This window comes from uncultured Streptococcus sp., from assembly GCF_963521865.1.
In the GTDB taxonomy this organism is placed as follows: Bacteria; Bacillota; Bacilli; order Lactobacillales; family Streptococcaceae; genus Streptococcus.
The window spans coordinates 50225-74696 of record NZ_CAUQWY010000004.1; the positions used below are offsets into that span (position 1 = coordinate 50225).

Sequence of the window (24472 nt, forward strand, 5' to 3'; positions counted from 1 at the left end):
GTGTGGACTGGGTAGGAGAATTTTATTTTTAGATAATTCTCATTTTTAAGAATCTTGAAAACATTCAATATTTACTTCATGAAGCTTTTTTCATACTCCTATTCATGATATACTAGGTCAGTATTTTATAAATATGAAGGAGATTTTCATGGCTAAAAAAGGTGCCTTAACAGGTTTACTCCTGTTTGGAATATTTTTTGGTGCGGGGAACTTGATTTTTCCGCCTTCTCTGGGTGCTCTATCTGGAGAACATTTTCTTCCTGCCATCGCAGGTTTTGTCTTTTCAGGCGTCGGTATCGCCGTCTTGACTCTGATTATTGGAACGTTAAATCCTAAAGGATATATCTACGAGATTTCAACAAAGATAGCGCCCTGGTTTGCGACTCTTTACCTCTCAGTTCTTTACTTGTCAATCGGTCCATTCTTTGCTATCCCACGTACAGCTACAACAGCTTACGAAGTAGGGATTAAGCCTCTTTTGTCGGATGCCAATAAAGGTCTTGGTTTGATTGTTTTTACGGTTCTGTATTTTGCAGCAGCCTATTTAATTTCGCTTAATCCATCTAAAATCTTGGACCGTATCGGCCGTATTTTAACACCAGTCTTTGCAATCTTGATTGTCATCTTGGTTGTTCTGGGAGCTATCAAATATGGTGGAACAAGTCCTCAAGCTGCCTCAGCTGCTTATCAAGCTTCTGCCTTTGGGACAGGTTTCCTAGAAGGTTACAATACCTTGGATGCTCTTGCCTCAGTTGCCTTCAGTGTAATCGCAGTTCAAACCTTGAAACAACTTGGATTTTCAAGTAAGAAAGAATACATTTCAACCATTTGGGTTGTTGGTATCGTTGTTGCCCTTGCCTTCAGCGCTCTTTACATCGGTTTAGGCTTCCTTGGGAATCATTTCCCAGTACCAGCTGAAGCGATGAAGGGTGGAACACCAGGTGTTTACATCTTGTCACAAGCCACTCAAGAAATCTTTGGCTCAACAGCTCAACTCTTCCTTGCAGCTATGGTTACCGTAACCTGCTTCACAACAACAGTTGGTCTGATTGTGTCAACAGCTGAGTTCTTTAATGAACGCTTCCCACAAATCAGCTACAAGGTTTATGCGACAGCCTTTACCTTGATTGGATTTGCCATTGCCAATTTGGGTCTTGATGCGATTATCAAGTACTCCATTCCAGTACTGGTTATCTTGTACCCAATCACGATTGCTATCGTTATGATTGTCATTGTCAACAAATTTGTTGCCCTTTCAAAACCAGGTATGCAGTTGACAATTGCTGTTGTTACAGCTATTGCTATTGCAAGCGTACTAGGAAGCTCGTTTAAGGTTGAGTTTCTTGCAAATCTTGTCAACGCTCTTCCTTTTGCTAAGGCATCACTCCCATGGTTGGTGCCAGCCATTGTCGGAATCTTGCTCTCATTGGTTCTACCGAACAAGCAAGAAAGTGATGTTTTTGAAATGGAATAATCACTAATACTCTTCGAAAATCTCTTCAAACCGCGTCAACGTCGCCTTGTCGTATGTGTAGGATACTGACTACGTCAGTTCCATCTACAACCTCAAAACAGTGTTTTGAGCAACCTGCGGCTAGTTTCCTAGTTTGCTCTTTGATTTTCATTGAGTATAAAATCACTTTTGTGGCCAAGTCTACAGGAGTGATTTTCTTTTTTTATCCGATGATAAATGTGTTATAATAGGTAGCAAAAGAGGTGAAGAAATGAATCAAACAGTAGAATATATCAAAGAACTAACAGCCATTGAGTCGCCAACAGGCTTCACTCGTGAGATTTCGGACTATTTAGTCAAGACTCTAGAAGCTTTTGGTTATCAGCCAGTTCGTACAGCCAAAGGCGGTGTCAATGTGACCATTAAAGGTCGAAATGACGAAGAGCATCGCTATGTGACTGCCCATGTGGATACGCTGGGTGCCATTGTCCGTGCTGTCAAACCAGACGGCCGTCTCAAACTGGATCGTATCGGTGGTTTTCCTTGGAATATGATTGAAGGTGAAAACTGTACCGTTCACGTAGCAGGCACAGGTCAAAAAGTATCAGGAACCATCCTCATCCACCAAACTTCTTGCCATGTCTATAAGGATGCAGGAACTGCAGAACGCACGCAGGACAATATGGAAGTGCGTTTGGATGCAAGAGTAACCAGTGAAAAAGAAACTCGTGCCTTGGGGATTGAAGTTGGTGATTTTATCAGCTTTGACCCACGAACTGTCGTGACAGAGACAGGCTTTATCAAATCTCGTCATTTGGACGATAAGGTCAGTGCAGCGATTTTGCTCAATCTCCTTCGTATTTATAAAGAAGAGAAGATTGAATTGCCCGTAACAACACATTTTGCTTTTTCAGTCTTTGAAGAAGTGGGGCATGGGGCTAATTCTAATATTCCTGCTCAGGTGGTAGAATATCTGGCTGTGGATATGGGAGCTATGGGAGATGATCAGCAAACAGATGAGTACACAGTGTCTATCTGTGTCAAGGATGCTTCTGGACCTTATCATTATGACTTCCGGCAACACTTGGTTGCTTTGGCTAAAGAGCAAGATATTCCATTTAAGCTGGATATCTATCCATTTTATGGTTCAGACGCTTCAGCGGCTATGTCTGCAGGTGCAGAAGTCAAACATGCCCTTCTCGGTGCTGGTATCGAGTCTAGCCATTCTTATGAGCGTACTCATATTGACTCGGTGGTCGCAACGGAGCGTATGGTTGATGCTTATCTTAAGAGCGCATTGGTAGACTAATATGTGTTTGATTTGCCAGAGAATTGAGCTCATCAAGAAGGGAGAAAATCCCTATTTTGTCAAAGAGTTGGAAACAGGCTATCTTGTGGTTGGAGACCATCAGTATTTTGCAGGCTATAGTCTCTTTCTAGCCAAGGAACATGTCACCGAATTGCACCATTTGAAAAAGGAGACAAGACTCCGTTTTCTAGAAGAAATGAGTGTGGTCCAAGAGGCAGTTGCCAAGGCCTTTGCTGCTGAGAAAATGAATATCGAACTGCTAGGAAATGGCGATGCCCATCTTCATTGGCATCTGTTTCCTAGACGAAGAGGTGACATGAATGGTCACGGTCTCAATGGACGTGGTCCAGTCTGGTGGGTTCCTTTTGAAGAAATGACAGCAGAAACCTGCCAAGCAAAATCGGATGAGATTGAAAGATTAGTCAAACGTTTATCGTCAGAAGTAGATAAATTATTAGAAATAAAGGAGTAGAAATGAAAAAAAGATACCTTGTCTTGACAGCCTTGCTAGCCTTGAGTCTAGCAGCTTGTTCACAAGAAAAAGCAAAAAATGAAGATGGCGCATCTAAGACAGAACAAACAGCCAAAGCTGATGGAACAGTCGGAAGTAAGTCTCAAGGAGCTGCCCAGAAAAAAGCAGAAGTGGTTAACAAAGGAGACTACTACAGCATCCAAGGAAAATACGATGAAATCATCGTAGCCAATAAACACTATCCATTGTCTAAGGACTACAATCCAGGGGAAAACCCAACAGCCAAGGCAGAGTTGGTCAAACTCATCAAAGCTATGCAAGAGGCAGGTTTTCCCATTAGCGACCATTACAGTGGTTTTAGAAGTTATGAAACTCAGACCAAGCTCTATCAAGATTATGTCAATCAAGATGGGAAAGAAGCTGCCGACCGTTATTCTGCCCGTCCTGGCTATAGCGAGCACCAAACTGGCTTGGCCTTTGATGTGATTGGGACAAATGGTGATTTGGTGACAGAAGAAAAAGCGGCCCAATGGCTCTTGGACCATGCGGCTGATTATGGCTTTGTTGTTCGTTATCTCAAAGGTAAGGAAAAGGAAACAGGCTATATGTCTGAGGAATGGCACCTTCGTTATGTAGGAAAAGAAGCTAAAGAAATTGCTGAGAGTGGTCTCAGTTTGGAAGAATACTATGGCTTTGAAGGCGGAGATTACGTCGATTAATACTCTTCGAAAATCTCTTCAAACCACGTCAGCGTCGCCTTACCGCAGGTATGGTTACTGACTTCGTTAGTTCTATCCACAACCTCAAAACAGTGTCTTGAGCTGACTTCGTCAGTTTTATCTGCAACCTCAAAGCTATACTTTGAGCAGCCTGCGGCTAGCTTCCTAGTTTGTTCTTTGATTTTCATTGAGTATAAAAAATAAACTTTTCTCTTGCAATTCAAGATAAATAGTGTATAATAGATGAGTATGTGTAAAGCATACTTGTGGGAGGTAAAAATCTTTAATTACCGCCAAAACCACAAAGGAGGATTTAAAAATGGCTAAAAAAGTCGAAAAACTTGTAAAATTGCAAATCCCTGCTGGTAAAGCTACACCAGCTCCACCGGTTGGACCTGCTCTTGGTCAAGCTGGTATCAACATCATGGGATTCACAAAAGAGTTCAACGCTCGTACAGCTGACCAAGCTGGTATGATTATTCCAGTTGTTATCTCAGTTTACGAAGATAAATCATTTACTTTCATCACTAAAACACCACCAGCTGCTGTTCTTTTGAAAAAAGCTGCAGGTGTTGAAAAAGGATCAGGTACACCTAACAAAACTAAAGTTGCTACAGTTACTCGTGCACAAGTACAAGAAATTGCAGAAACTAAGATGCCAGATTTGAACGCAGCAAACGTAGAGTCTGCAATGCGTATGATCGAAGGTACTGCTCGTTCTATGGGATTCACTGTTGTTGACTAATCAATAACACAGTAGAAAATCTCACAGCAGTCTATTAGTTGCTTTTCATACTAGGCAAGTGACTGAGGCTTGTACTTGGGTACAGCAAGGGAACTTAACGACGTAGGAAAAGAAAGATAATAGACTGAAAACCCGCAAGACTTCATCATTTCGAGAAGTGACGTGGGAGATGAAAATCGATTGAACCACTTACAAGGAGAATAGAAAATGGCTAAAAAAAGCAAACAACTTCGTGCTGCTCTTGAGAAAATCGACAGCACAAAAGCATACAGCGTAGAAGAAGCTGTAGCACTTGCAAAAGAAACTAACTTTGCAAAATTTGACGCAACTGTAGAAGTTGCTTACAACTTGAACATCGACGTTAAAAAAGCTGACCAACAAATCCGTGGAGCAATGGTATTGCCAAACGGTACTGGTAAAACTTCACGTGTTCTTGTTTTCGCACGTGGTGCAAAAGCTGAAGAAGCAAAAGCTGCTGGTGCAGACTTTGTTGGTGAAGATGACCTTGTTGCTAAAATCAACGACGGTTGGTTGGACTTCGACGTAGTTATCGCTACACCTGACATGATGGCTCTTGTTGGACGTCTTGGACGTGTCCTTGGACCACGTAACTTGATGCCAAACCCTAAAACTGGTACTGTAACAATGGATGTTGCTAAAGCAGTTGAAGAGTCTAAAGGTGGTAAAATCACTTACCGTGCTGACCGTGCAGGTAACGTTCAAGCAATCATCGGTAAAGTATCATTTGAAGCTGAAAAATTGGTTGAAAACTTCAAAGCTTTCAACGAAACAATCCAAAAAGCAAAACCAGCTACAGCTAAAGGAACTTACGTAACAAACTTAACTATCACAACTACTCAAGGTGTTGGTATCAAAGTTGACGTAAACTCACTTTAATCAGTAGTTTATACAGAGAAAACGAGTACGAAAGTGCTCGTTTTTTTAGGTACGACGGCATGTCGTTCATCTGAGGTGCAAGTTCTCTTTGGAGACCATCTACTAGTGAACCTGTTAGCGACTCTCAAGTCTGACGCTGGAAATAAGAATCGGTAGAGGAAGGAATAGCGAAATCGTGGTTCTACGAACAGAAAGGTGGAGGTTCGTAGAGCGGATGAAGATGAGAGCAATTCCAAAGTACAAAAAATAGTCGTAATCCATACGTGTAAATGATGGGAGGAGTTGAATTGGAACTAGAGAGGTAATAATAAATTTATACTCTTCGAAAATCAAATTCAAACAACGTCAACGTCGCCTTGCCGTACTCAAGTACAGCCTGCGGCTAGTTTCCTAGTTTGCTCTTTGATTTTCATTGAGTATTATACTATAGTCATGGCCACTTGTATGCTTTTGATTCTAGTTCATCAAATAATAGATTAGAATTGTCAGATAATATCATTTTATGTTATAATGAAGAAAAAAACAGAGGTGTTCAAATGTCAGAAGCAGGTCATAAGTTTTTAGCAAAACTGGGGAAAAAACGCTTACGTCCAGGTGGAAAACGTGCCACAGATTGGTTAATTGCAGAAGGAGGATTTTCAAAAGAAAAGAGAATACTAGAGGTTGCGTGTAATAGAGGAACTACAGCAATTGAGTTGGCACAGCGTTTTGGTTGTAAGATAACTGCTGTTGATATGGATGCTCAAGCTTTAGAAGTGGCTAAAAAATCTGCTGCAACGGCAGGTGTTGGTCATTTGATCAGGTTTGAAAGAGCAAATGCAATGAAACTTCCTTATGAAGATGCTAGTTTTGATATTGTTATAAATGAAGCTATGCTGACTATGCAAGCCGATCAAGCTAAGAAAAAATGTGTAATGGAGTATCTAAGGGTTTTAAAACCTGGAGGTCTTCTCTTGACACATGATGTACTTCTTAAGGAAGCTAAAGAGTCTGTCAGACAGGAATTGTCACAAGCGATTCATGTAAATGTAGGTCCTTTAACTCAAGAAGGTTGGGAACAGGTGATGATGGAATCAGGTTATCGTGATGTGAAAGTATTGACTGGTGAAATGACCTTAATGAAATTATCAGGTATGATTTATGACGAAGGTTGGCTAGGAACTTTGAAAATTTGTGTAAATGCATGTAAAAAGGAGAATAGAAAGCAGTTTTTAACTATGTATAAAATGTTTGCTAAGAATAAACAGAAATTGGGTTTTATTGCTATGGCTAGTTATAAATCGTCAAATCGTTAGATAATTATTGAAGTTAACTTTTCCTTTTTTCTTTCTTAAAAAATATGCTATAATAGAGAGTAAAAAACTTTGAAAGAAAGAAAAAGATGAATTTAAAAGATTACATTGCAACAATTGAAAATTATCCAAAGGAAGGGATTACCTTCCGTGATATCAGTCCTTTGATGGCTGATGGGAATGCTTATAGCTACGCTGTTCGTGAAATTGTTCAGTATGCTACTGACAAGAAAATCGATATGATCGTAGGGCCTGAGGCTCGTGGATTTATCGTGGGTTGTCCAGTTGCCTTTGAGTTGGGAATTGGTTTTGCCCCTGTTCGTAAGCCAGGTAAATTGCCACGTGAAGTCATTTCTGCTGACTATGAAAAAGAGTACGGTGTTGATACCTTGACTATGCATGCTGACGCCATCAAGCCAGGTCAACGTGTTCTTATCGTAGATGACCTCTTGGCAACAGGTGGAACTGTTAAGGCAACTATCGAAATGATTGAAAAACTTGGCGGTGTTGTAGCAGGTTGTGCCTTTCTTGTTGAATTGGATGAATTGAACGGCCGTGAAAAAATCGGTGCCTACGATTACAAAGTTCTTATGCATTATTAATGAAAAACAGTCCCTAGGGCTGTTTTCTCTACATTAGGATATAAAAATAGACTATAGCTAGTTAGAGAAAAACTATAATTGAAAACTATATCTTCTTACAGTATAATAAAAGGAACAAGTGTTTGAAATTTGGCTTTAAACATATGCAATTATTCCTGAAAGAGTACAGTTAGGAGAGGGTTATGCCGATTCGAATTGATAAAAAATTACCAGCTGTTGAGATTTTACGGACAGAGAATATCTTTGTCATGGATGATCAACGTGCAGCCCACCAAGATATCCGTCCCTTGAAGATTTTAATCTTAAATCTTATGCCACAAAAAATGGTCACAGAGACCCAGTTGTTGCGCCATTTGGCCAATACACCCCTACAACTGGATATTGATTTTCTCTATATGGAGAGCCACCGTTCTAAAACAACTCGTTCAGAGCACATGGAGACCTTCTATAAAACTTTTCCTGAAGTCAAGGATGAGTATTTTGATGGGATGATCATCACGGGTGCTCCAGTTGAGCATTTGCCATTTGAGGAAGTGGACTATTGGGAGGAATTTAGCCAGGTGCTTGAGTGGTCTAAGACCCATGTCTATTCGACCCTTCATATCTGTTGGGGTGCTCAGGCTGGGCTCTACCTGCGCTATGGGGTAGAAAAATATCAGATGGACAGTAAGTTATCGGGTATCTATCCTCAGGACACCTTAAAGGAAGGGCACCTTCTCTTTAGAGGCTTTGACGACAGCTACGTATCCCCTCATTCACGGCACACGGAGATTTCTAAGGATGAGATCTTAAACAAAACCAATCTCGAGATTTTATCAGAAGGTCCTCAGGTTGGGGTTTCGATTTTGGCCAGTCGTGATTTGCGAGAAATTTATAGTTTTGGGCATTTGGAATATGATCGTGATACTTTGGCAAAAGAGTATTTTAGGGATCGTGATGCAGGTTTCGACCCACATATTCCAGAAAATTACTTTAAGGATGATGATGTCAACCAGACACCTTGTCTTTGTTGGTCTTCATCGGCAGCCCTCTTTTTCAGTAACTGGGTGAATTATGCGGTCTATCAGGAGACGCCTTTTGACTGGAGAAAAATAGAAGATGATGCATCCGCATTTGGGTATTTATAAGAGGAATTATGACATATTTAGACGCTTTTAAATCAGGGAACTTGGTTTTACCGAGTGCCCTGCTCTTGCATTTTAGGGAACTCTTTCCTTCTAGCGATGATTTTCTAGTCTGGCAATTTTTCTATTTGCAAAATACGACAGGTTTGGATGAAATGTCGCCAAGCCAGATTGCTGAAAGGATTGGTAAGGAAATTTCGGATGTCAATCAGGTTATTTCTAATCTGACGGAAAGGGGACTGCTTCAGTATCGAACGATTGAATTGAATGGTGAAATCGAATTGCTTTTTGATGCTAGTTTGGCTTTGGAACGTTTGGATGACTTGCTTGGAGTCGCTCATTCAAGTTCAGACCAGTTGACACCTCAAAATCAGCTCAAGGATTTGGTGGAAACCTTCCAGCAGGAGTTGGGGCGCTTATTGACTCCTTTTGAAATTGAGGATTTGACCAAGACACTAAAGGAAGATGGAACCAGTGCTGACTTGATTAAGGAGGCTCTTCGTGAAGCTGTTTTGAATGGAAAACCAAACTGGAAGTATATTCAGGCGATTTTGAGAAATTGGCGCCATGAAGGAATCAAGAGTGTGGCTCAAATCGAGGCTAAGAGGGCAGAAAGAGAAGCCAGCAATCCTCAGTTGACACAGGTATCTGCAGATTTCAGAAATGCTATGGATCTCTGGAAGGATTGATCGTTACAAGCAGGCTTGAAATCCGAGTAAGATTTGCAAGCTGTGTCTAATTGTGATAAAATAAATAGAAAATAAATTGAAAAAAGAGGTATGTGAAATGTCACGTAAACCATTTATCGCTGGTAACTGGAAAATGAACAAAAATCCAGAAGAAGCTAAAGCATTCGTTGAAGCAGTTGCATCAAAACTTCCTTCATCAGATCTTGTTGAAGCAGGTATCGCAGCTCCAGCTCTTGATTTGACAACTGTTCTTGCTGCTGCTAAAGGTTCAAACCTTAAAGTTGCTGCTCAAAACTGCTACTTTGAAAATGCAGGTGCTTTCACTGGTGAAACTAGCCCACAAGTTTTGAAAGAAATCGGTACTGACTACGTTGTTATCGGTCACTCAGAACGCCGTGACTACTTCCATGAAACTGACGAAGATATCAACAAAAAAGCAAAAGCAATCTTTGCAAACGGTATGCTTCCAATCATCTGTTGTGGTGAATCACTTGAAACTTACGAAGCTGGTAAAGCTGCTGAATTTGTAGGTGCTCAAGTATCTGCTGCATTGGCTGGATTGACTGCTGAACAAGTTGCTGCATCAGTTATCGCTTATGAGCCAATCTGGGCTATTGGTACTGGTAAATCAGCTTCACAAGACGACGCACAAAAAATGTGTAAAGTTGTTCGTGACGTTGTAGCTGCTGACTTTGGTCAAGAAGTTGCAGACAAAGTTCGTGTTCAATACGGTGGTTCTGTTAAACCTGAAAACGTTGCTTCATACATGGCTTGTCCAGACGTTGACGGTGCCCTTGTAGGTGGTGCGTCACTTGAAGCAGAAAGCTTCTTGGCTTTGCTTGACTTTGTAAAATAATCAGTAGCAAAAGCTAGGTGGAACAGCATTCAAATGCTTGTTCCATTTTTTATAGGAGAGGAAAGATTGAAAACAAAGATTGGAAAAATTGGATTAGCAAGTATCTGTTTACTCGGCTTGGCAACTAACCATGTCGTTGCAAATGAAACCGAAGCTTCAAAAACTTCGCAGGATACAACGACAGTTTCAAGTAGTTCAGAGCAAAATCAGTCTTCTAATAAAACTCAAACGAGCGAAGGAGTAAAGACCAATGCTTCTGCCCACTGGGATGGGGACTATTATGTAAAGGTTGATGGTTCCAAAGCGAAGAGTGAGTGGATTTTTGATAACTACTATAAGGCTTGGTTTTATATTAAGTCAGATGGCCGTTATGCTCAAAATGAGTGGCAGGGTAATTACTACCTAAAATCAGGTGGCTATATGGCCAAGAATGAATGGGTTTATGATAATGCCTATAAGAATTGGTTTTACCTGAAGTCCGATGGTTCTTATGCTAACCAAGAATGGCACGCTGTTGGAGGTAAATGGTACTATTTTAAGAAATGGGGCTATATGGCTAAAAGCCAATGGCAGGGAAGTTATTTCCTAAATGCTCAAGGTGCTATGATGCAAAATGAATGGGTTTATGATCCAGCCTATTCGTCTTACTTCTATCTCAAGTCTGATGGTTCTTATGCAAATCAAGAGTGGCAAAAGGTAGACGGAAAGTGGTATTATTTCAAGAAGTGGGGTTACATGGCTAAAGATGAGTGGCAGGGTAACTACTATTTGACAGAAAGTGGTGCTATGGCGACTGGTGAATTAGTCATGAATGATGCTCGCTATATTTTTTCTGACTCAGGTGAGTTAAAAGAAAAGAAAGATTTGAATGTTGGCTGGGTTCACCGAAATGGCAGACGTTATTTCTTTAACCATCGTGAAGAACAAGTTGGGACTGATCAAGTAAAAAAAGTTATTGATGTCAGTGAGCACAATGGTCGTATCAGTGACTGGAAAAAAGTCATCGACGATAATGGAGTAGATGGAGTCATTGTTCGTTTGGGCTACAGTGGAACTGAGGACAAGGAATTGGCTTATAATATCAAGGAGTTAAACCGTCTTGGAATTCCTTATGGTGTTTACCTCTATACTTATGCTGAAAATGAAACTGATGCTGAAAATGATGCCAATCAGACTATTGAACTCTTGAAAAAATACAAGATGAACTTGTCATATCCTATCTACTATGATGTTGAGAACTGGGAATATGTCAATAAAACAAAGAGAGCTCCAAGTGATACTGGAACCTGGGTCAAGATCATCAATAAGTATATGGCAACAATGAGGCAGGCTGGTTATCAAAATGTGAAAGTTTATAGCTATCGTCAACTTTTGCAAACTCGTTTGAATCATCCAGATATTTTACAACATGTCAACTGGGTTGCTGCCTATACAGATGCGCTTGATTGGAATAATCCTCATTATTCAGGAGAAAAAGGATGGCAATATACTTCATCTGACTATCTAAAAGGAATTCGTGGTCGTGTAGACGTCAGCGTTTGGTATTAAGATATAAAGTTGAGAAAGGAGTATGCAAGGAATTTGCATCCTCTTTTTCTTTGTTTTACTGAAGCAAAGGGGTATGAAATTTAATCAAAAAATCTCTAAATAATTCTTAAATTATCAGTCTATTGCAACTTTTCTCATGTGAGTCTTTTGGCTTGCTATTGGTTCTCCTTAGTAGTATACTAAGGTAGTAATCATTAAGAAGTGGTTACAAAAAATAATGAATGAGGTAAAATAAAATGGTAGAATTGAAAAAAGAAGCAGTAAAAGACGTAACATCATTGACAAAAGTAGCGCCAGTAGCATTGGCAAAAACAAAGGAAGTCTTGAACCAAGCTGTTGCTGATTTGTACGTAGCCCACGTTGCTTTGCATCAAGTACACTGGTACATGCGTGGTCGTGGTTTCCTTGTATGGCATCCAAAAATGGATGAGTACATGGATACTCTTGATGGTCACTTGGATGAAATCAGCGAACGTTTAATTACACTTGGTGGCAAACCTTACTCAACTTTGACAGAATTCCTTCAAAACAGTGAAATCGAAGAAGAAGCTGGTGAATACCGTAATGTTGAAGAAAGCTTGGAACGTGTTCTTGCTATCTACCGTTACTTGTCAGAACTTTTCCAAAAAGGTTTGGATGTGACTGACGAAGAAGGTGACGATGTGACAAACGGTATCTTTGCAGACGCTAAGACTGAAACTGATAAAACAATCTGGATGCTTGCCGCAGAACTTGGACAAGCACCTGGTTTGTAAGAAACAAGGCAACATAGATAAATCTGTAGGAAATTTCTTACAGATTTTTTTCTATTTTGTAAGCTATTCCAAACCAGTCTTTTTTTTAGTTTTTTGATAAAATAGTACTATCAGTGAAAAGGATGGAAGCATGACTAAGAAAATCGTAGCTATTTGGGCCCAGGATGAAGAGGGTGTGATTGGGAAGGACAATCGTCTGCCTTGGCATTTGCCAGCAGAATTGCAGCACTTTAAAGAAACAACTCTGAATCATGCTATCTTGATGGGGCGGGTAACCTTTGATGGAATGGGGCGTCGCCTGCTTCCAAAACGGGAAACCCTGATTTTGACGCGTAATCCGGAAGAAAAGATAGATGGGGTTGCTACTTTTCAGGACGTCCAGTCTGTTCTCGACTGGTATCAGGCTCAAGAAAAGAATCTCTACATTCTCGGTGGCAAGCAAATTTTTCAGGCTTTCGAACCCTACCTTGATGAAGTGATTGTCACTCAAATTCATGCTCGGGTGGAGGGAGATACCTATTTTCCTGAGGAGTTTGACTTATCTCTTTTTGAGACAGTTTCAAGCAAATTTTACGCCAAAGATGAGAAGAATCCTTATGATTTTACCATCCAATATCGCAAGAGAAAGGAAGTCTAATGGAACGGAGTTTATTTGGTTTATTCACGGCTTTTCTGTGTTTCATCTGCCTTCTGGCAGGAGCACAGGCTTTTCGTAAAAAGCGTTACGGGCTTTCTATCCTCCTTTGGTTAAATGCCTTTACCAATCTGGTCAATAGTATTCATGCCTTTTACATGACCTTATTTTAGATAGAATGACAGTATAGAATAGAACGGAAGGAAATCATGCCTACAAATAGGAATAATGATATGATGGTTTATTGCTCATTTTGTGGCAAAAGCCAAGAAGAAGTACAAAAAATAATCGCTGGGAACAACGCCTTTATCTGTAATGAATGTGTGGAGTTAGCCCAGGAAATTATTCGTGAGGAGTTGGCGGAAGAAGTCTTGGCAGACTTGTCAGAAGTTCCAAAACCAATCGAACTCCTCCATATCTTGAACCACTATGTAATTGGTCAAGATCGTGCCAAGCGTGCCTTGGCAGTAGCAGTTTACAACCATTACAAACGCATCAATTTCCACGATACGCGTGAAGAGTCAGAAGATGTGGATTTGCAGAAGTCAAACATCTTAATGATTGGCCCAACTGGTTCAGGGAAAACTTTCCTTGCCCAGACCTTGGCTAAGAGCTTAAATGTGCCTTTTGCGATTGCGGATGCAACAGCTCTTACTGAGGCTGGTTATGTGGGTGAGGACGTGGAAAATATCCTCCTCAAACTCTTGCAGGCTGCTGACTTTAACATTGAGCGCGCAGAGCGTGGGATTATCTATGTGGATGAAATTGACAAGATTGCCAAGAAAAGCGAGAACGTGTCTATCACACGTGATGTTTCTGGTGAAGGTGTGCAACAAGCCCTTCTCAAGATTATCGAGGGAACTGTTGCTAGCGTGCCGCCTCAAGGTGGACGCAAACATCCGCAACAAGAGATGATTCAAGTGGATACTAAAAATATCCTCTTCATCGTGGGTGGTGCCTTTGATGGCATTGAAGAAATTGTCAAACAACGTTTGGGTGAAAAAATCATCGGATTTGGTCAAAACAATAAGGCGATTGACGAAAATAGCTCCTACATGCAAGAAATCATCGCAGAAGATATTCAAAAATTTGGTATTATTCCAGAGTTAATTGGACGCTTGCCAGTCTTTGCTGCTCTTGAGCAATTGACGGTTGATGACTTGGTTCGCATCTTGAAAGAGCCAAGAAATGCCTTGGTCAAACAATACCAAACCTTGCTGTCTTATGATGATGTCGAGTTGGAATTTGACGACGAGGCCCTTCAAGAGATTGCTAATAAAGCCATCGAACGTAAAACTGGTGCGCGTGGTCTTCGCTCCATTATTGAAGAAACCATGCTAGACGTCATGTTTGAAGTACCGAGTCAGGAAAATGTAAAATTGGTCCGCATTACGAAAGAAGCTGTCGATGGAACGGATAAACCAATCCTAGAAACAGCCTAGAGGTGACTATGGAACTTAATACACACAATGCTGAAATCTTGCTCAGTGCGGCTAATAAATCCCACTATCCGCAGGATGAACTGCCAGAGATTGCTCTAGCAGGACGTTCAAATGTTGGTAAATCTAGCTTTATCAATACCATGCTGAACCGTAAGAATCTGGCTCGTACATCGGGGAAACCTGGTAAAACTCAGCTTCTTAACTTCTTTAACATTGATGACAAGATGCGCTTTGTGGATGTGCCTGGTTATGGCTATGCCCGCGTTTCCAAAAAGGAACGTGAAAAGTGGGGGCGCATGATTGAGGAGTATCTGACAACTCGGGAAAATCTCCGTGCGGTTGTCAGTCTAGTTGACCTTCGTCATGACCCGTCAGCAGATGATGTGCAGATGTACGAATTTCTCAAGTATTATGAGATTCCAGTCATCATTGTGGCGACCAAGGCGGACAAGATTCCTCGTGGCAAGTGGAACAAGCATGAATCAGCAATCAAAAAGAAATTAAACTTTGACCCAAGTGACGATTTCATCCTCTTTTCATCTGTCAGCAAGGCAGGGATGGATGAGGCTTGGGATGCAATCTTAGAAAAATTGTGAGGAAAAGAAAATGGCAAAAACAATTCATACAGACAAAGCTCCAAAGGCTATCGGACCCTATGTTCAAGGAAAAATCGTTGGCAACCTTTTGTTTGCTAGTGGTCAAGTTCCCCTCTCTCCTGAAACTGGGGAAATCGTTGGAGAAACGATCCAAGAACAGACAGAACAAGTCTTAAAAAATATCGGTGCTATTTTGGCTGAAGCAGGAACAGATTTTGACCATGTTGTCAAAACAACTTGCTTCTTGAGCGATATGAACGACTTTGTTCCTTTTAATGAGGTTTACCAAACGGCCTTTAAGGAGGAATTTCCAGCTCGTTCAGCTGTGGAGGTAGCTCGTCTTCCTCGTGATGTAAAAGTCGAAATTGAAGTCATCGCAGAGATTGGATAAGCTAGTTGAAGTTTGGTGTTTCCAAACTTCTTTTGATATAAGGAGAAAAAGATGACAAAGAAACAACTTCACTTGGTGATTGTGACAGGAATGAGTGGTGCAGGAAAAACAGTTGCTATTCAGTCCTTCGAGGATTTGGGTTATTTTACTATTGATAATATGCCGCCAGCCCTCTTGCCTAAGTTTTTGCAGTTGGTTGAAACAAAGGAAGACGACCATAAGTTGGCTTTGGTAGTGGATATGCGTAGCCGTTCTTTCTTCTCAGAGATTCAAGCTGTTTTGGATGAGTTGGAAAATCAAGATGATTTGGATTTTAAAATCCTCTTTTTGGATGCAGCTGATAAGGAATTGGTCGCGCGTTACAAGGAAACCAGACGGAGTCACCCATTAGCTGCAGATGGACGGATTTTGGATGGAATCAAGCTGGAACGTGAGCTCTTGGCACCTTTAAAAAATATGAGTCAAAATGTGGTGGATACAACTGAACTCACTCCGCGTGAGCTGCGTAAAACCATTGCAGAGCAGTTTTCAGATCAAGAACAAGCCCAGTCTTTCCGTATCGAAGTCATGTCTTTTGGTTTTAAATATGGAATCCCGATTGATGCAGACTTGGTATTTGATGTCCGATTCTTGCCAAATCCCTACTACCTACCAGAACTGAGAAACCAAACGGGTGTGGATGAACCAGTTTATGACTATGTCATGAATCATCCTGAGTCAGAAGACTTTTATCAACATTTGTTGGCTTTGATTGAGCCGATTTTGCCAAGTTACCAAAAGGAAGGGAAGTCTGTTTTGACTATTGCCATGGGTTGTACAGGTGGACAACACCGTAGTGTGGCCTTTGCCAAACGCTTGGCGCAGGACTTATCCAAGAATTGGCCTGTTAATGAAGGGCATCGAGACAAAGACCGAAGAAAGGAAACGGTAAACCGTTCATGAGAAAACCAAAGATAACGGTGATTGGTGGAGGGACTGGAATCCCCGTCATTCTAAAAAGTCTGCGTGAAAAAGATGTGGAAATCGCTGCTATTGTAACGGTGGCAGATGATGGCGGTTCATCAGGTGAACTTCGAAAAAATATGCAACAATTGACACCGCCAGGTGATCTCCGTAATGTTCTCGTGGCCATGTCGGATATGCCTAAGTTTTATGAGAAAGTCTTTCAGTATCGTTTTTCAGAAGATGCTGGAGCCTTTGCTGGCCATCCATTGGGCAATCTCATTATAGCTGGTCTGTCAGAAATGCAGGGTTCAACCTATAATGCCATGCAGTTACTGAGCAAATTTTTCCATACAACAGGGAAGATTTATCCTTCCAGTGACCATCCTTTGACCCTGCATGCAGTCTTTCAGGATGGGACAGAAGTGGCTGGAGAGAGCCATATTGCAGACCATCCAGGCATGATTGACCATGTTTATGTGACCAATACTCTCAACGATGATACGCCTCTGGCTAGCCGTCGAGTGGTGCAGACCATTCTTGAAAGTGACATGATTGTCCTTGGACCTGGTTCACTCTTTACCTCGATTTTACCTAATATCGTGATTAAAGAAATCGGGCAGGCGCTTTTGGAAACCAAGGCAGAAATTGCCTATGTCTGCAATATCATGACTCAACGTGGGGAGACGGAACACTTTACAGATAGTGACCACGTGGAAGTCTTGCATCGTCATCTTGGCCGACCTTTTATCGATACTGTCTTGGTAAATATCGAAAAAGTACCACAGGAATACATGAATTCCAACCGTTTTGATGAATACTTGGTGCAGGTGGAACATGATTTTGCTGGTCTTTGTAAGCAAGTTCCGCGCGTGATTTCATCCAACTTCCTTCGTCTGGAAAATGGGGGTGCCTTCCACGATGGGGATTTGATAGTGGACGAGTTGATGCGCATTATACAGGTGAGAAAATGAGTTTCACAGTAGCAGTAAAAGAAGAAATCCTGAGTCAGCACCATCTGAGCCGGCATGAATTATCTGCCATTATCAAGATGTCTGGTAGCATCGGTCTTTCGACCTCGGGCCTGACCTTGTCTGTCGTGACAGAAAATGCCAAACTGGCTCGTCACCTCTACGAGTCCTTTCTTCATTTCTATGAAATCAAATCAGAAATTCGCCACCACCAAAGAAGTAATCTTCGTAAGAATCGGGTCTATACCGTTTTTACAGACGAAAAAGTGCAGGACTTGTTGAGTGATTTGCACTTGGCAGACTCTTTCTTTGGCCTGGAAACAGGTATTGACGAGGCGATTTTATCGGATGAGGAATCGGGTCGTGCTTATCTCTGTGGTGCTTTCTTGGCAAATGGGAGCATTCGTGATCCTGAATCGGGTAAGTACCAGTTGGAAATCAGTTCTGTTTATCTGGACCATGCGCAAGGGCTTGCCTCTCTTCTTCAGCAGTTTTTACTGGATGCCAAGGTGCTTGAGCGCAAGAAGGGAGCTGTGACCTATCTCCAGCGTGCTGAAGATATTATGGACTTCTTGATTGTCATTGGAGCCATGCAGGCGCGTGATGATTTTGAGCGGGTTAAGATTTTACGAGAAACCCGTAATGATCTCAATCGGGCTAATAATGCCGAGACGGCGAATATAGCTCGGACAGTTTCTGCCAGCATGAAGACTATCAACAATATCAGCAAAATTAAAGATATCATGGGCTTAGAAAATCTGCCAGTGGATTTGCAGGAAGTGGCGCAGCTGCGGATTCAACATCCAGACTACTCTATCCAGCAGTTAGCAGATAGCCTCAGCACCCCTCTGACCAAAAGTGGTGTCAACCACAGACTCAGAAAAATCAATAAGATAGCCGATGAATTATAACGATATTCCCCTTTGAATTATCAGTGTGATTGGTTGATTCTATTTTTCTAATGGCTTGATATCGCTAACTTATAAAATATCAACCTGTTTCTTGACAATTGAATAGAGTATGTGAGATAATAAAGGGGAATTGAGAAGTTCTAGCATTTTAGTGCTAACAGAAATCCCCTCGGTACTGCAATACCGAGGGGATTTTTTTCTGAGTTAGATAGCACTAACCAGGAAGGTTATACTCAATGAAAATCAAAGAGCAAACTAGGAAGCTAGCCGTAGGCTGTACTTGAGTACGGCAAGGCGAAGCTGACGTGGTTTGAAGAGATTTTCGAAGAGTATTACTTGTCGAAGTGATCGTCTAACCAACGAGTCACCAGCCATGAGATAATACTCTCGATGACTGCGATAAGTACTATTTTGAGAAGTTCTAGCATCTGTAATACCTCCTTTTCCAAGGCGTATTGTTAGTGCCGTCGTTATTATATCACATGCTTTATCAATTTGATAGGACATTTTTGATTTTTGAAAAAGAAGGGAAAAGGTATGAGCTGATCAGATTGTAGATGAACTATAAAACCACGAATCCTATGTGACTCGTGGTTCTTTTTTATAAACTAGTAGAGTGTTTTGGTTGTACTTTTTGCTCAGGGTCGATGTAATTGATGGCGTTGTTAACAGCGGTTGGTGCTTCTCCAAGCCCTGTCGCAATCAAGTCAATTTTTCCGTCATAGTAGCAACAGTCACCGATAGCGTAGATTCCAGCTTGGCTAGATTCTTGTTTGCTGTTGACGATAATCTTGTGGCGGTTGAGGTCAAGGCCCCAGTTTTTAAGGTTACCGACAGAGGATTTGAAACCATAGTTGACAAAGAGGTGGTCTAGGTCAATCATTTCTGTTTCATCAGATTTAACTTTTGTGATTTCAAGTTTATCAAGCATTTTTCCATTTCCAAGGAGTTGGCTAGGGACGAATGGTGTCTTGATGTTTACAGATGATTCTTGCAAAGCTTGGACACTGTGTTCCAAGGCACGGAAATTATCTCTGCGGTGAACAAGGGTAGTTGGTGCGATTTTTTCAAAAGCCAAAGCCCAATCCACAGCTGAGTCTCCCCCACCAAGAATCGTCACTTTCTTACCAGCATATTGCTGAATGTTGGAAACGTGGTAGTGGATATTTTCATAGCCTTCAACGCCTTCTAGTTCCAGAGGACGTGGTTTGAAGGCACCGCCACCCATAGCGATGATAACTGTTTTAGACAGGTGGCTTCTGTTAGAAGTTCTGATGACAAATCCTTCTTCTTGTTTTTCAATCTCAAGAACCGTTTCGTTGAGATGAATAGGGGTATCAAAGCCATTTAATTGCTCGATTAGACGGTTAGTCAACTCTTCTCCAGTCAGGTTTGGGAAACCTGGGACGTCTAAAATTTCCTTTTCAGGATAGAGAATAGCAGGTTGTCCACCTAGTTGGGGAAGGGAGTCGATGATTTGGACCTTGGCTTGGCGTAGATGTGCATAGAAGGCTGCAAAAAGCCCGACAGGACCACCACCTACAATGGTAATATCATAGAGTTGAGACATGGTTTCTCCTTTGTTTTTTCTAGTCAGTTTATTTTATCATATTTTTTCTTTAATTTAAAATGAAGTAGGATAGGGAAAAAAATGTCAGAAAAATGGTATAATAGAAAGGAACGTGTTTGGACAGAGAGGAGACAGCAGATGAACTTTCAACAATTATCCAATCTGCAATATTGGACTAGCTTGTTTTCTAGTCCTTGGAGTATTGCCATCAATGTGTTTGATATTTTGATTGTGGCCTATATTTTATATCGTTTTACAAAAGCGATAGCTGGCACCAAGATTATGATTTTGGTGCGTGGGGTCGTGATCTTTGTATTAGCCCAGGTTGTGGCCAATATCCTTGGTTTAACAACGATTTCTTGGTTGATTAATCAGATTATCACCTACGGAGTTATTGCTGCGGTTGTTATCTTCTCTCCAGAGATTCGGACTGGTTTGGAACGTTTGGGAAGGGCGACAGATTTCTTTTCTACTACTCAAATTAGTGCAGAAGAGCAAATGATTCGTGCCTTTGTCAAGTCGGTTGAATATATGAGCCCTCGTAAGATCGGTGCTTTGGTTGCCATTCAACGAGTTCGGACCTTGCAAGAATACATTGCGACAGGGATTCACTTGGATGCCAATATTTCGGCTGAACTCCTCATCAATATCTTTATCCCCAACACTCCCCTACATGATGGTGCTGTGATTATCAGAGAAAATCGGATTGCGGTGACTTCTGCCTATCTGCCCTTAACAGAAAGGACAGGGATTTCCAAGGAATTTGGAACCAGACACAGGGCGGCTATCGGTTTATCAGAAGTGTCCGATGCCTTGACCTTTATCGTCTCAGAGGAAACAGGTGGTATTTCTATTACCTACAACGGAGTCTTTAAGCATGACTTGACGATTGAAGAATTTGAAGCAGAGCTAAGAAGAATTCTTTTGCCAGCCGTTGAGGAAAAAGTCAGTTTCAGGGACCGTTTGCTAGGAGGTTGGAAAAATGAGAAAAAATAGCTTATATATTATCTCATCTCTCTTTTTTGCTTGTGTCTTATTCATCTATGCAACATCGACTAATTTTCAAAATAACAATACTGTAAGGCAGGTTAAATCAGAAACCTACACCAATACGGTAGCAAATGTTCCTATAGACATTCATTATGATAATAGTCAATACTTTATTAGTGGTTTTGCTTCAGAAGTTTCAGTTGTGCTGACAGGTGCTAATCGTGTGACTTTGGCTAGCGAAATGCAGGAAAGTACTCGTAAGTTTAAGGTCACAGCGGATTTGACGGATGCCAGTGTTGGAACGATTGAAGTTCCCTTGAATATTGAAAATCTTCCAAGTGGATTGACCGCTGTGGCAACGCCTCAAAAGATTACAGTGAAAGTTGGGAAGAAGGTTAAGCGAGATGGGATGCTTGTTGTGCCACAAGTTGACCAAAGCCAGATTGATTCCAAACTACAAATTGATAGTGTAACCGTGTCAAATGAACGAGTTTCTGTCACAACTGACCAAGAAACATTAGCTAAGATTGACAAAGTTATTGCGCTTTTACCAACCAGCGAACGCATAACAGGTAATTACAGTGGTTCAGTACCTTTGCAGGCAATCGACCGCAATGGTGTTGTCTTACCAGCGGTTATCACTCCGTTTGACACAACAATGAAGGTCACTACAAAACCTGTGACACCAAGTTCAAGCACATCAAATTCAAGTGCAAGTAGTTCGTCGGAGACATCTTCGTCAACGAAAGCAACTAGTTCAAAAACGAATTAAAAATAGAAAAAGGATTTTATAAAAATGGGTAAATATTTTGGGACTGATGGAGTCCGTGGAGAAGCTAACGTAGAATTAACGCCAGAATTGGCCTTTAAACTAGGACGTTTTGGAGGCTATGTTCTTAGTCAGCATGAAACGGAAGCACCGAAAGTCTTTGTAGGACGTGACACACGTATTTCAGGAGAAATGCTAGAATCAGCCTTGGTGGCAGGTCTCCTTTCAGTAGGGATTCACGTCTACAAACTTGGTGTCCTTGCTACGCCAGCAGTAGCTTACTTGGTCAAAACAGAGGGAGCAAGTGCAGGTGTCATGATCTCTGCTAGCCACAACCCAGCCCTTGATAATGGAATCAAGTTCTTTGGTGGTGATGGCTTCAAACTAGATGACGAAAAAGAAGCAGAAATTGAAGCCTTGCTAGACGCTGCCGAAGATACTCTGCCTCGTCCAAGTGCTGAAGGCTTGGGAACCTTGGTAGATTATCCAGAAGGCTTGCGTAAGTATGAAAGCTATCTGGTTTCAACTGGAACGCCACTTGAAGGAATGAAAGTGGCTTTGGATACAGCCAATGGTGCCGCTTCTACCAGTGCCCGTCAGATTTTCGCTGATCTTGGTGCTCAATTGACGGTTATCGGGGAAACACCAGATGGTCTTAATATTAATCTTAATGTTGGTTCTACACACCCAGAAACCCTTCAAGCAGTGGTCAAAGAAAGCGGTTCAGCTATCGGTTTGGCCTTTGATGGAGACAGTGACCGTTTGATTGCTGTTGATGAAAATGGCGACATCGTCGATGGTGACAAGATTATGTACATCATCGGGAAATATCTTTCTGAAAAAGGACAATTGGCCCAAAATACAATCGTGACGACTGTGATGTCCAACCTTGGTTTCCACAAGGCCTTGGACCGTGAAGGCATTAACAAGGCAGTCACTGCAGTTGGAGACCGCTACGTTGTTGAAGAAATGAGAAAATCAGGCTACAACCTTGGTGGTGAACAGTCTGGTCACGTCATCTTGATGGACTACAATACAACAGGTGATGGTCAATTGTCTGCCGTCCAATTGACTAAAATCATGAAGGAAACTGGTAAGAGCTTGTCAGAGTTGTCAGCAGAAGTAACTATCTATCCACAAAAATTAGTCAATATCCGAGTGGAAAATACCATGAAGGAAAAGGCTATGGAAGTGCCAGCTATCAAGGCCATCATCGAGAAGATGGAAGAAGAAATGGCAGGGAATGGCCGTATCCTTGTTCGTCCAAGTGGAACAGAGCCCCTCTTGCGTGTTATGGCAGAAGCGCCTACAACAGAAGAAGTTGACTACTATGTTGATACCATCGCAGACGTAGTTCGAGCTGAAATCGGGATTGACTAAATCCTAGAAAACTAGATGAAAATAAAAAATTATGGTACAATAGCTTATAATATTGTAGCCGAGGGAGAAAGACATGAATCTTAAACGTGAACAAGAATTTGTTAGTCAGTATCATTTTGATGCGCGTAATTTTGAATGGGAAAATGAAAATGGAGCTCCTGAAACTAAGGTAGATGTGAATTTCCAATTAATTCAACATGACCAAGAAAATCAAGTGACTTCTTTGATTGTTGTCTTGAGTTTTATGATTGTATTTGATAAATTTGTCATCAGTGGAACCATTTCACAGGTAAATCATATCGATGGTCGTATTGTTAACGAACCAAGTGAATTGAACCAAGAAGAAGTTGAAACTTTGGCCCGTCCATGTTTGAACATGCTCAACCGTTTGACTTACGAAGTAACTGAAATTGCATTAGACTTACCAGGAATCAATTTGGAGTTCTAATATGAAATTAGCTGTTATCACAGATTCCTCTGCCTATCTCAGTGCAGAGACCTTACAAAGAGAAGATTTGTTTGTCTTGGATATTCCTGTCAATATTGATGGTGAGGAGTATGTCGAAGGTATCAATCTGACTGCTGAGGAATTTTATCAAAAAATGGCTCAGGCTTCTGAATTACCTAAGACCAGTCAACCAAGTATTGCCAAGTTAGATGAGATTCTAACTTCGCTCAAAGAACAAGGCTATACACATGCCTTGGGGCTTTTCCTATCTTCTGGAATTTCAGGTTTTTACCAAAATATCCAGTATATGGTGGATGACTATGAAGGTTTAACCATTGCTTTCCCAGACACCTTGATTACAAGTGCTCCTCTGGGTATCATGGTTGAAAGTGTCTTTAACTGGCGCGACCAGGGCGATGATTTTGCCATTATTCAGGATAAACTAGCTATTCAAATTAGTCGTACGTCAGCTTTTATCATGGTGGATGATTTGGATCATTTGGTGAAAGGTGGACGCCTTTCAAATGGGGCTGCGATTTTGGGTAATCTGCTAAGCATTAAACCAATTCTTTATTTCAATGACCAAGGTGTGATTGAAGTTTACGAAAAAGTTCGTACTGAAAAGAAAGCAACCAAGCGCTTAATTGAGATTATCAAGGAAGCAACAGCTTCAGGTCAATACAGAGTCATTGTCATTCACGGAAATGCTCCTGAAAAGGCTGAAGAATTGCGTCAGCACTTGATTGAATCTGGACTAGGTACGGATATTTCACTAGCTACATTTGGTAGTGTCATTGGGACACACCTAGGAGCAGGAAGTATTGCTCTGGGTTATATTCCAGTGATTTAGTTGGTGTTTCTAGGCTAGTTAAGAAATCTTGTATCATAGAAATTGAACACGGACTAGCTTCCTCTTGAAAAAAGATGCCTGTCTGGCCTTTCGTGTAAAGTCAGCGCCATTCCCTAT

General features: G+C 41.3%; 29 protein-coding genes. 26 read left to right on the top strand and 3 right to left on the bottom strand.

Going from position 1 to position 24472, the window contains the following annotated elements:
* Positions 1-148 precede the first annotated feature (148 nt).
* Positions 149-1474, top strand: coding sequence for a branched-chain amino acid transport system II carrier protein (gene brnQ / locus RWO85_RS02295; protein WP_314413732.1), 1326 nt, complete (start codon positions 149-151; stop codon positions 1472-1474).
* 25 nt (positions 1475-1499) lie between these two features.
* Here brnQ and RWO85_RS02300 read toward each other — a convergent pair whose 3' ends face one another.
* Positions 1500-1625 carry a hypothetical protein gene (locus tag RWO85_RS02300; protein ID WP_261061026.1) on the bottom strand — a complete coding sequence of 42 codons (126 nt, stop codon included), beginning with the start codon at positions 1623-1625 and terminating at the stop codon, positions 1500-1502.
* A gap of 99 nt (positions 1626-1724) precedes the next feature.
* Here RWO85_RS02300 and RWO85_RS02305 point away from each other — a divergent pair, with 99 nt between their 5' ends.
* Genes RWO85_RS02305 through ldcB form a run of 3 tightly spaced genes read left to right on the top strand, consistent with a single transcriptional unit; the run spans position 1725 to position 3953 of the window.
* On the top strand, positions 1725-2762 hold the full coding sequence (locus RWO85_RS02305; protein WP_314413733.1) for a M42 family metallopeptidase: 1038 nt from the start codon (positions 1725-1727) through the stop codon (positions 2760-2762).
* Position 2763: 1 nt separating this feature from the next.
* The gene (locus RWO85_RS02310; protein ID WP_314413734.1) at positions 2764-3234 is read left to right on the top strand and encodes an HIT family protein; all 471 of its coding nucleotides are present in this window, start codon (positions 2764-2766) and stop codon (positions 3232-3234) included.
* Between the two features lie 2 nt (positions 3235-3236).
* A complete protein-coding gene (gene ldcB, locus RWO85_RS02315) occupies positions 3237-3953 on the top strand; it encodes an LD-carboxypeptidase LdcB/DacB (RefSeq protein ID WP_314413736.1) in 717 nt (238 codons plus the stop codon).
* Here ldcB and RWO85_RS02320 read toward each other — a convergent pair.
* On the bottom strand, positions 3950-4141 hold the full coding sequence (locus tag RWO85_RS02320; RefSeq protein ID WP_314413739.1) for a hypothetical protein: 192 nt from the start codon (positions 4139-4141) through the stop codon (positions 3950-3952). The genes ldcB and RWO85_RS02320 overlap by 4 nt on opposite strands.
* Positions 4142-4272: 131 nt before the next feature.
* On the opposite strand from RWO85_RS02320, the gene rplK reads away from it, so the two are divergent.
* From rplK to whiA, 17 genes are all read left to right on the top strand, one after another.
* On the top strand, positions 4273-4698 hold the full coding sequence (gene rplK / locus RWO85_RS02325; protein ID WP_001085807.1) for a 50S ribosomal protein L11: 426 nt from the start codon (positions 4273-4275) through the stop codon (positions 4696-4698).
* Between the two features lie 207 nt (positions 4699-4905).
* A complete protein-coding gene (rplA, locus tag RWO85_RS02330) occupies positions 4906-5595 on the top strand; it encodes a 50S ribosomal protein L1 (RefSeq protein WP_001085675.1) in 690 nt (229 codons plus the stop codon).
* A 536-nt stretch (positions 5596-6131) separates the two neighbouring features.
* Entirely contained in the window at positions 6132-6890 is a 759-nt protein-coding gene (locus tag RWO85_RS02335; RefSeq protein WP_314413795.1) for a class I SAM-dependent methyltransferase, read from the top strand.
* 86 nt (positions 6891-6976) lie between these two features.
* On the top strand, positions 6977-7489 hold the full coding sequence (locus RWO85_RS02340) for an adenine phosphoribosyltransferase (protein WP_314413743.1): 513 nt from the start codon (positions 6977-6979) through the stop codon (positions 7487-7489).
* A gap of 182 nt (positions 7490-7671) precedes the next feature.
* Positions 7672-8616, top strand: coding sequence for a homoserine O-succinyltransferase (gene metA, locus RWO85_RS02345; RefSeq protein ID WP_314413746.1), 945 nt, complete (start codon positions 7672-7674; stop codon positions 8614-8616).
* Positions 8617-8624: 8 nt separating this feature from the next.
* Positions 8625-9302, top strand: a complete 678-nt coding sequence (locus RWO85_RS02350) for a DnaD domain-containing protein (RefSeq protein WP_314413749.1) — start codon at positions 8625-8627, stop codon at positions 9300-9302.
* Between the two features lie 97 nt (positions 9303-9399).
* The gene (gene tpiA / locus RWO85_RS02355) at positions 9400-10158 is read left to right on the top strand and encodes a triose-phosphate isomerase (protein WP_000087893.1); all 759 of its coding nucleotides are present in this window, start codon (positions 9400-9402) and stop codon (positions 10156-10158) included.
* A gap of 33 nt (positions 10159-10191) precedes the next feature.
* A complete protein-coding gene (gene lytC, locus RWO85_RS02360; protein WP_314413752.1) occupies positions 10192-11706 on the top strand; it encodes a choline binding-anchored murein hydrolase LytC in 1515 nt (504 codons plus the stop codon).
* Between the two features lie 236 nt (positions 11707-11942).
* Positions 11943-12461, top strand: coding sequence for a Dps family protein (locus RWO85_RS02365; protein ID WP_314413755.1), 519 nt, complete (start codon positions 11943-11945; stop codon positions 12459-12461).
* 130 nt (positions 12462-12591) lie between these two features.
* On the top strand, positions 12592-13098 hold the full coding sequence (locus tag RWO85_RS02370; RefSeq protein ID WP_050197708.1) for a dihydrofolate reductase: 507 nt from the start codon (positions 12592-12594) through the stop codon (positions 13096-13098).
* Positions 13098-13268, top strand: a complete 171-nt coding sequence (locus RWO85_RS02375; protein WP_000442276.1) for a hypothetical protein — start codon at positions 13098-13100, stop codon at positions 13266-13268. The genes RWO85_RS02370 and RWO85_RS02375 overlap by 1 nt, the downstream gene beginning before the upstream one ends.
* 36 nt (positions 13269-13304) lie before the next feature.
* Positions 13305-14537 carry an ATP-dependent Clp protease ATP-binding subunit ClpX gene (gene clpX / locus RWO85_RS02380; protein WP_049540859.1) on the top strand — a complete coding sequence of 411 codons (1233 nt, stop codon included), beginning with the start codon at positions 13305-13307 and terminating at the stop codon, positions 14535-14537.
* Positions 14538-14545: 8 nt separating this feature from the next.
* Positions 14546-15133, top strand: coding sequence for a ribosome biogenesis GTP-binding protein YihA/YsxC (gene yihA / locus RWO85_RS02385; protein ID WP_000422605.1), 588 nt, complete (start codon positions 14546-14548; stop codon positions 15131-15133).
* A 10-nt stretch (positions 15134-15143) separates the two neighbouring features.
* Positions 15144-15524, top strand: a complete 381-nt coding sequence (locus tag RWO85_RS02390) for a RidA family protein (protein WP_001140420.1) — start codon at positions 15144-15146, stop codon at positions 15522-15524.
* 51 nt (positions 15525-15575) lie between these two features.
* Positions 15576-16466 carry an RNase adapter RapZ gene (rapZ, locus tag RWO85_RS02395; protein WP_049525013.1) on the top strand — a complete coding sequence of 297 codons (891 nt, stop codon included), beginning with the start codon at positions 15576-15578 and terminating at the stop codon, positions 16464-16466.
* Positions 16463-17440, top strand: coding sequence for a YvcK family protein (locus tag RWO85_RS02400; protein ID WP_001231075.1), 978 nt, complete (start codon positions 16463-16465; stop codon positions 17438-17440). Before rapZ ends, RWO85_RS02400 begins: the two co-directional genes overlap by 4 nt.
* Positions 17437-18348, top strand: a complete 912-nt coding sequence (whiA, locus tag RWO85_RS02405) for a DNA-binding protein WhiA (protein ID WP_314413758.1) — start codon at positions 17437-17439, stop codon at positions 18346-18348. The genes RWO85_RS02400 and whiA overlap by 4 nt, the downstream gene beginning before the upstream one ends.
* 601 nt (positions 18349-18949) lie before the next feature.
* On the opposite strand, the gene RWO85_RS02410 is transcribed toward whiA, so the two are convergent.
* On the bottom strand, positions 18950-19918 hold the full coding sequence (locus tag RWO85_RS02410; protein WP_314413761.1) for an NAD(P)/FAD-dependent oxidoreductase: 969 nt from the start codon (positions 19916-19918) through the stop codon (positions 18950-18952).
* A 138-nt stretch (positions 19919-20056) separates the two neighbouring features.
* On the opposite strand from RWO85_RS02410, the gene cdaA reads away from it, so the two are divergent.
* The 5 genes from cdaA (at position 20057) to RWO85_RS02435 (ending at position 24355) form a co-directional block, all read left to right on the top strand.
* Entirely contained in the window at positions 20057-20914 is an 858-nt protein-coding gene (cdaA, locus tag RWO85_RS02415) for a diadenylate cyclase CdaA (protein ID WP_314413764.1), read from the top strand.
* Entirely contained in the window at positions 20901-21680 is a 780-nt protein-coding gene (locus RWO85_RS02420) for a CdaR family protein (RefSeq protein WP_314413766.1), read from the top strand. Before cdaA ends, RWO85_RS02420 begins: the two co-directional genes overlap by 14 nt.
* Before the next feature lie 24 nt (positions 21681-21704).
* The gene (glmM, locus tag RWO85_RS02425) at positions 21705-23057 is read left to right on the top strand and encodes a phosphoglucosamine mutase (RefSeq protein ID WP_219966877.1); all 1353 of its coding nucleotides are present in this window, start codon (positions 21705-21707) and stop codon (positions 23055-23057) included.
* 73 nt (positions 23058-23130) lie between these two features.
* Positions 23131-23505, top strand: coding sequence for a DUF1149 family protein (locus RWO85_RS02430; protein ID WP_001050081.1), 375 nt, complete (start codon positions 23131-23133; stop codon positions 23503-23505).
* 1 nt (position 23506) lies between these two features.
* The gene (locus RWO85_RS02435) at positions 23507-24355 is read left to right on the top strand and encodes a DegV family protein (protein WP_314413768.1); all 849 of its coding nucleotides are present in this window, start codon (positions 23507-23509) and stop codon (positions 24353-24355) included.
* Positions 24356-24472: the final 117 nt, after the last annotated feature.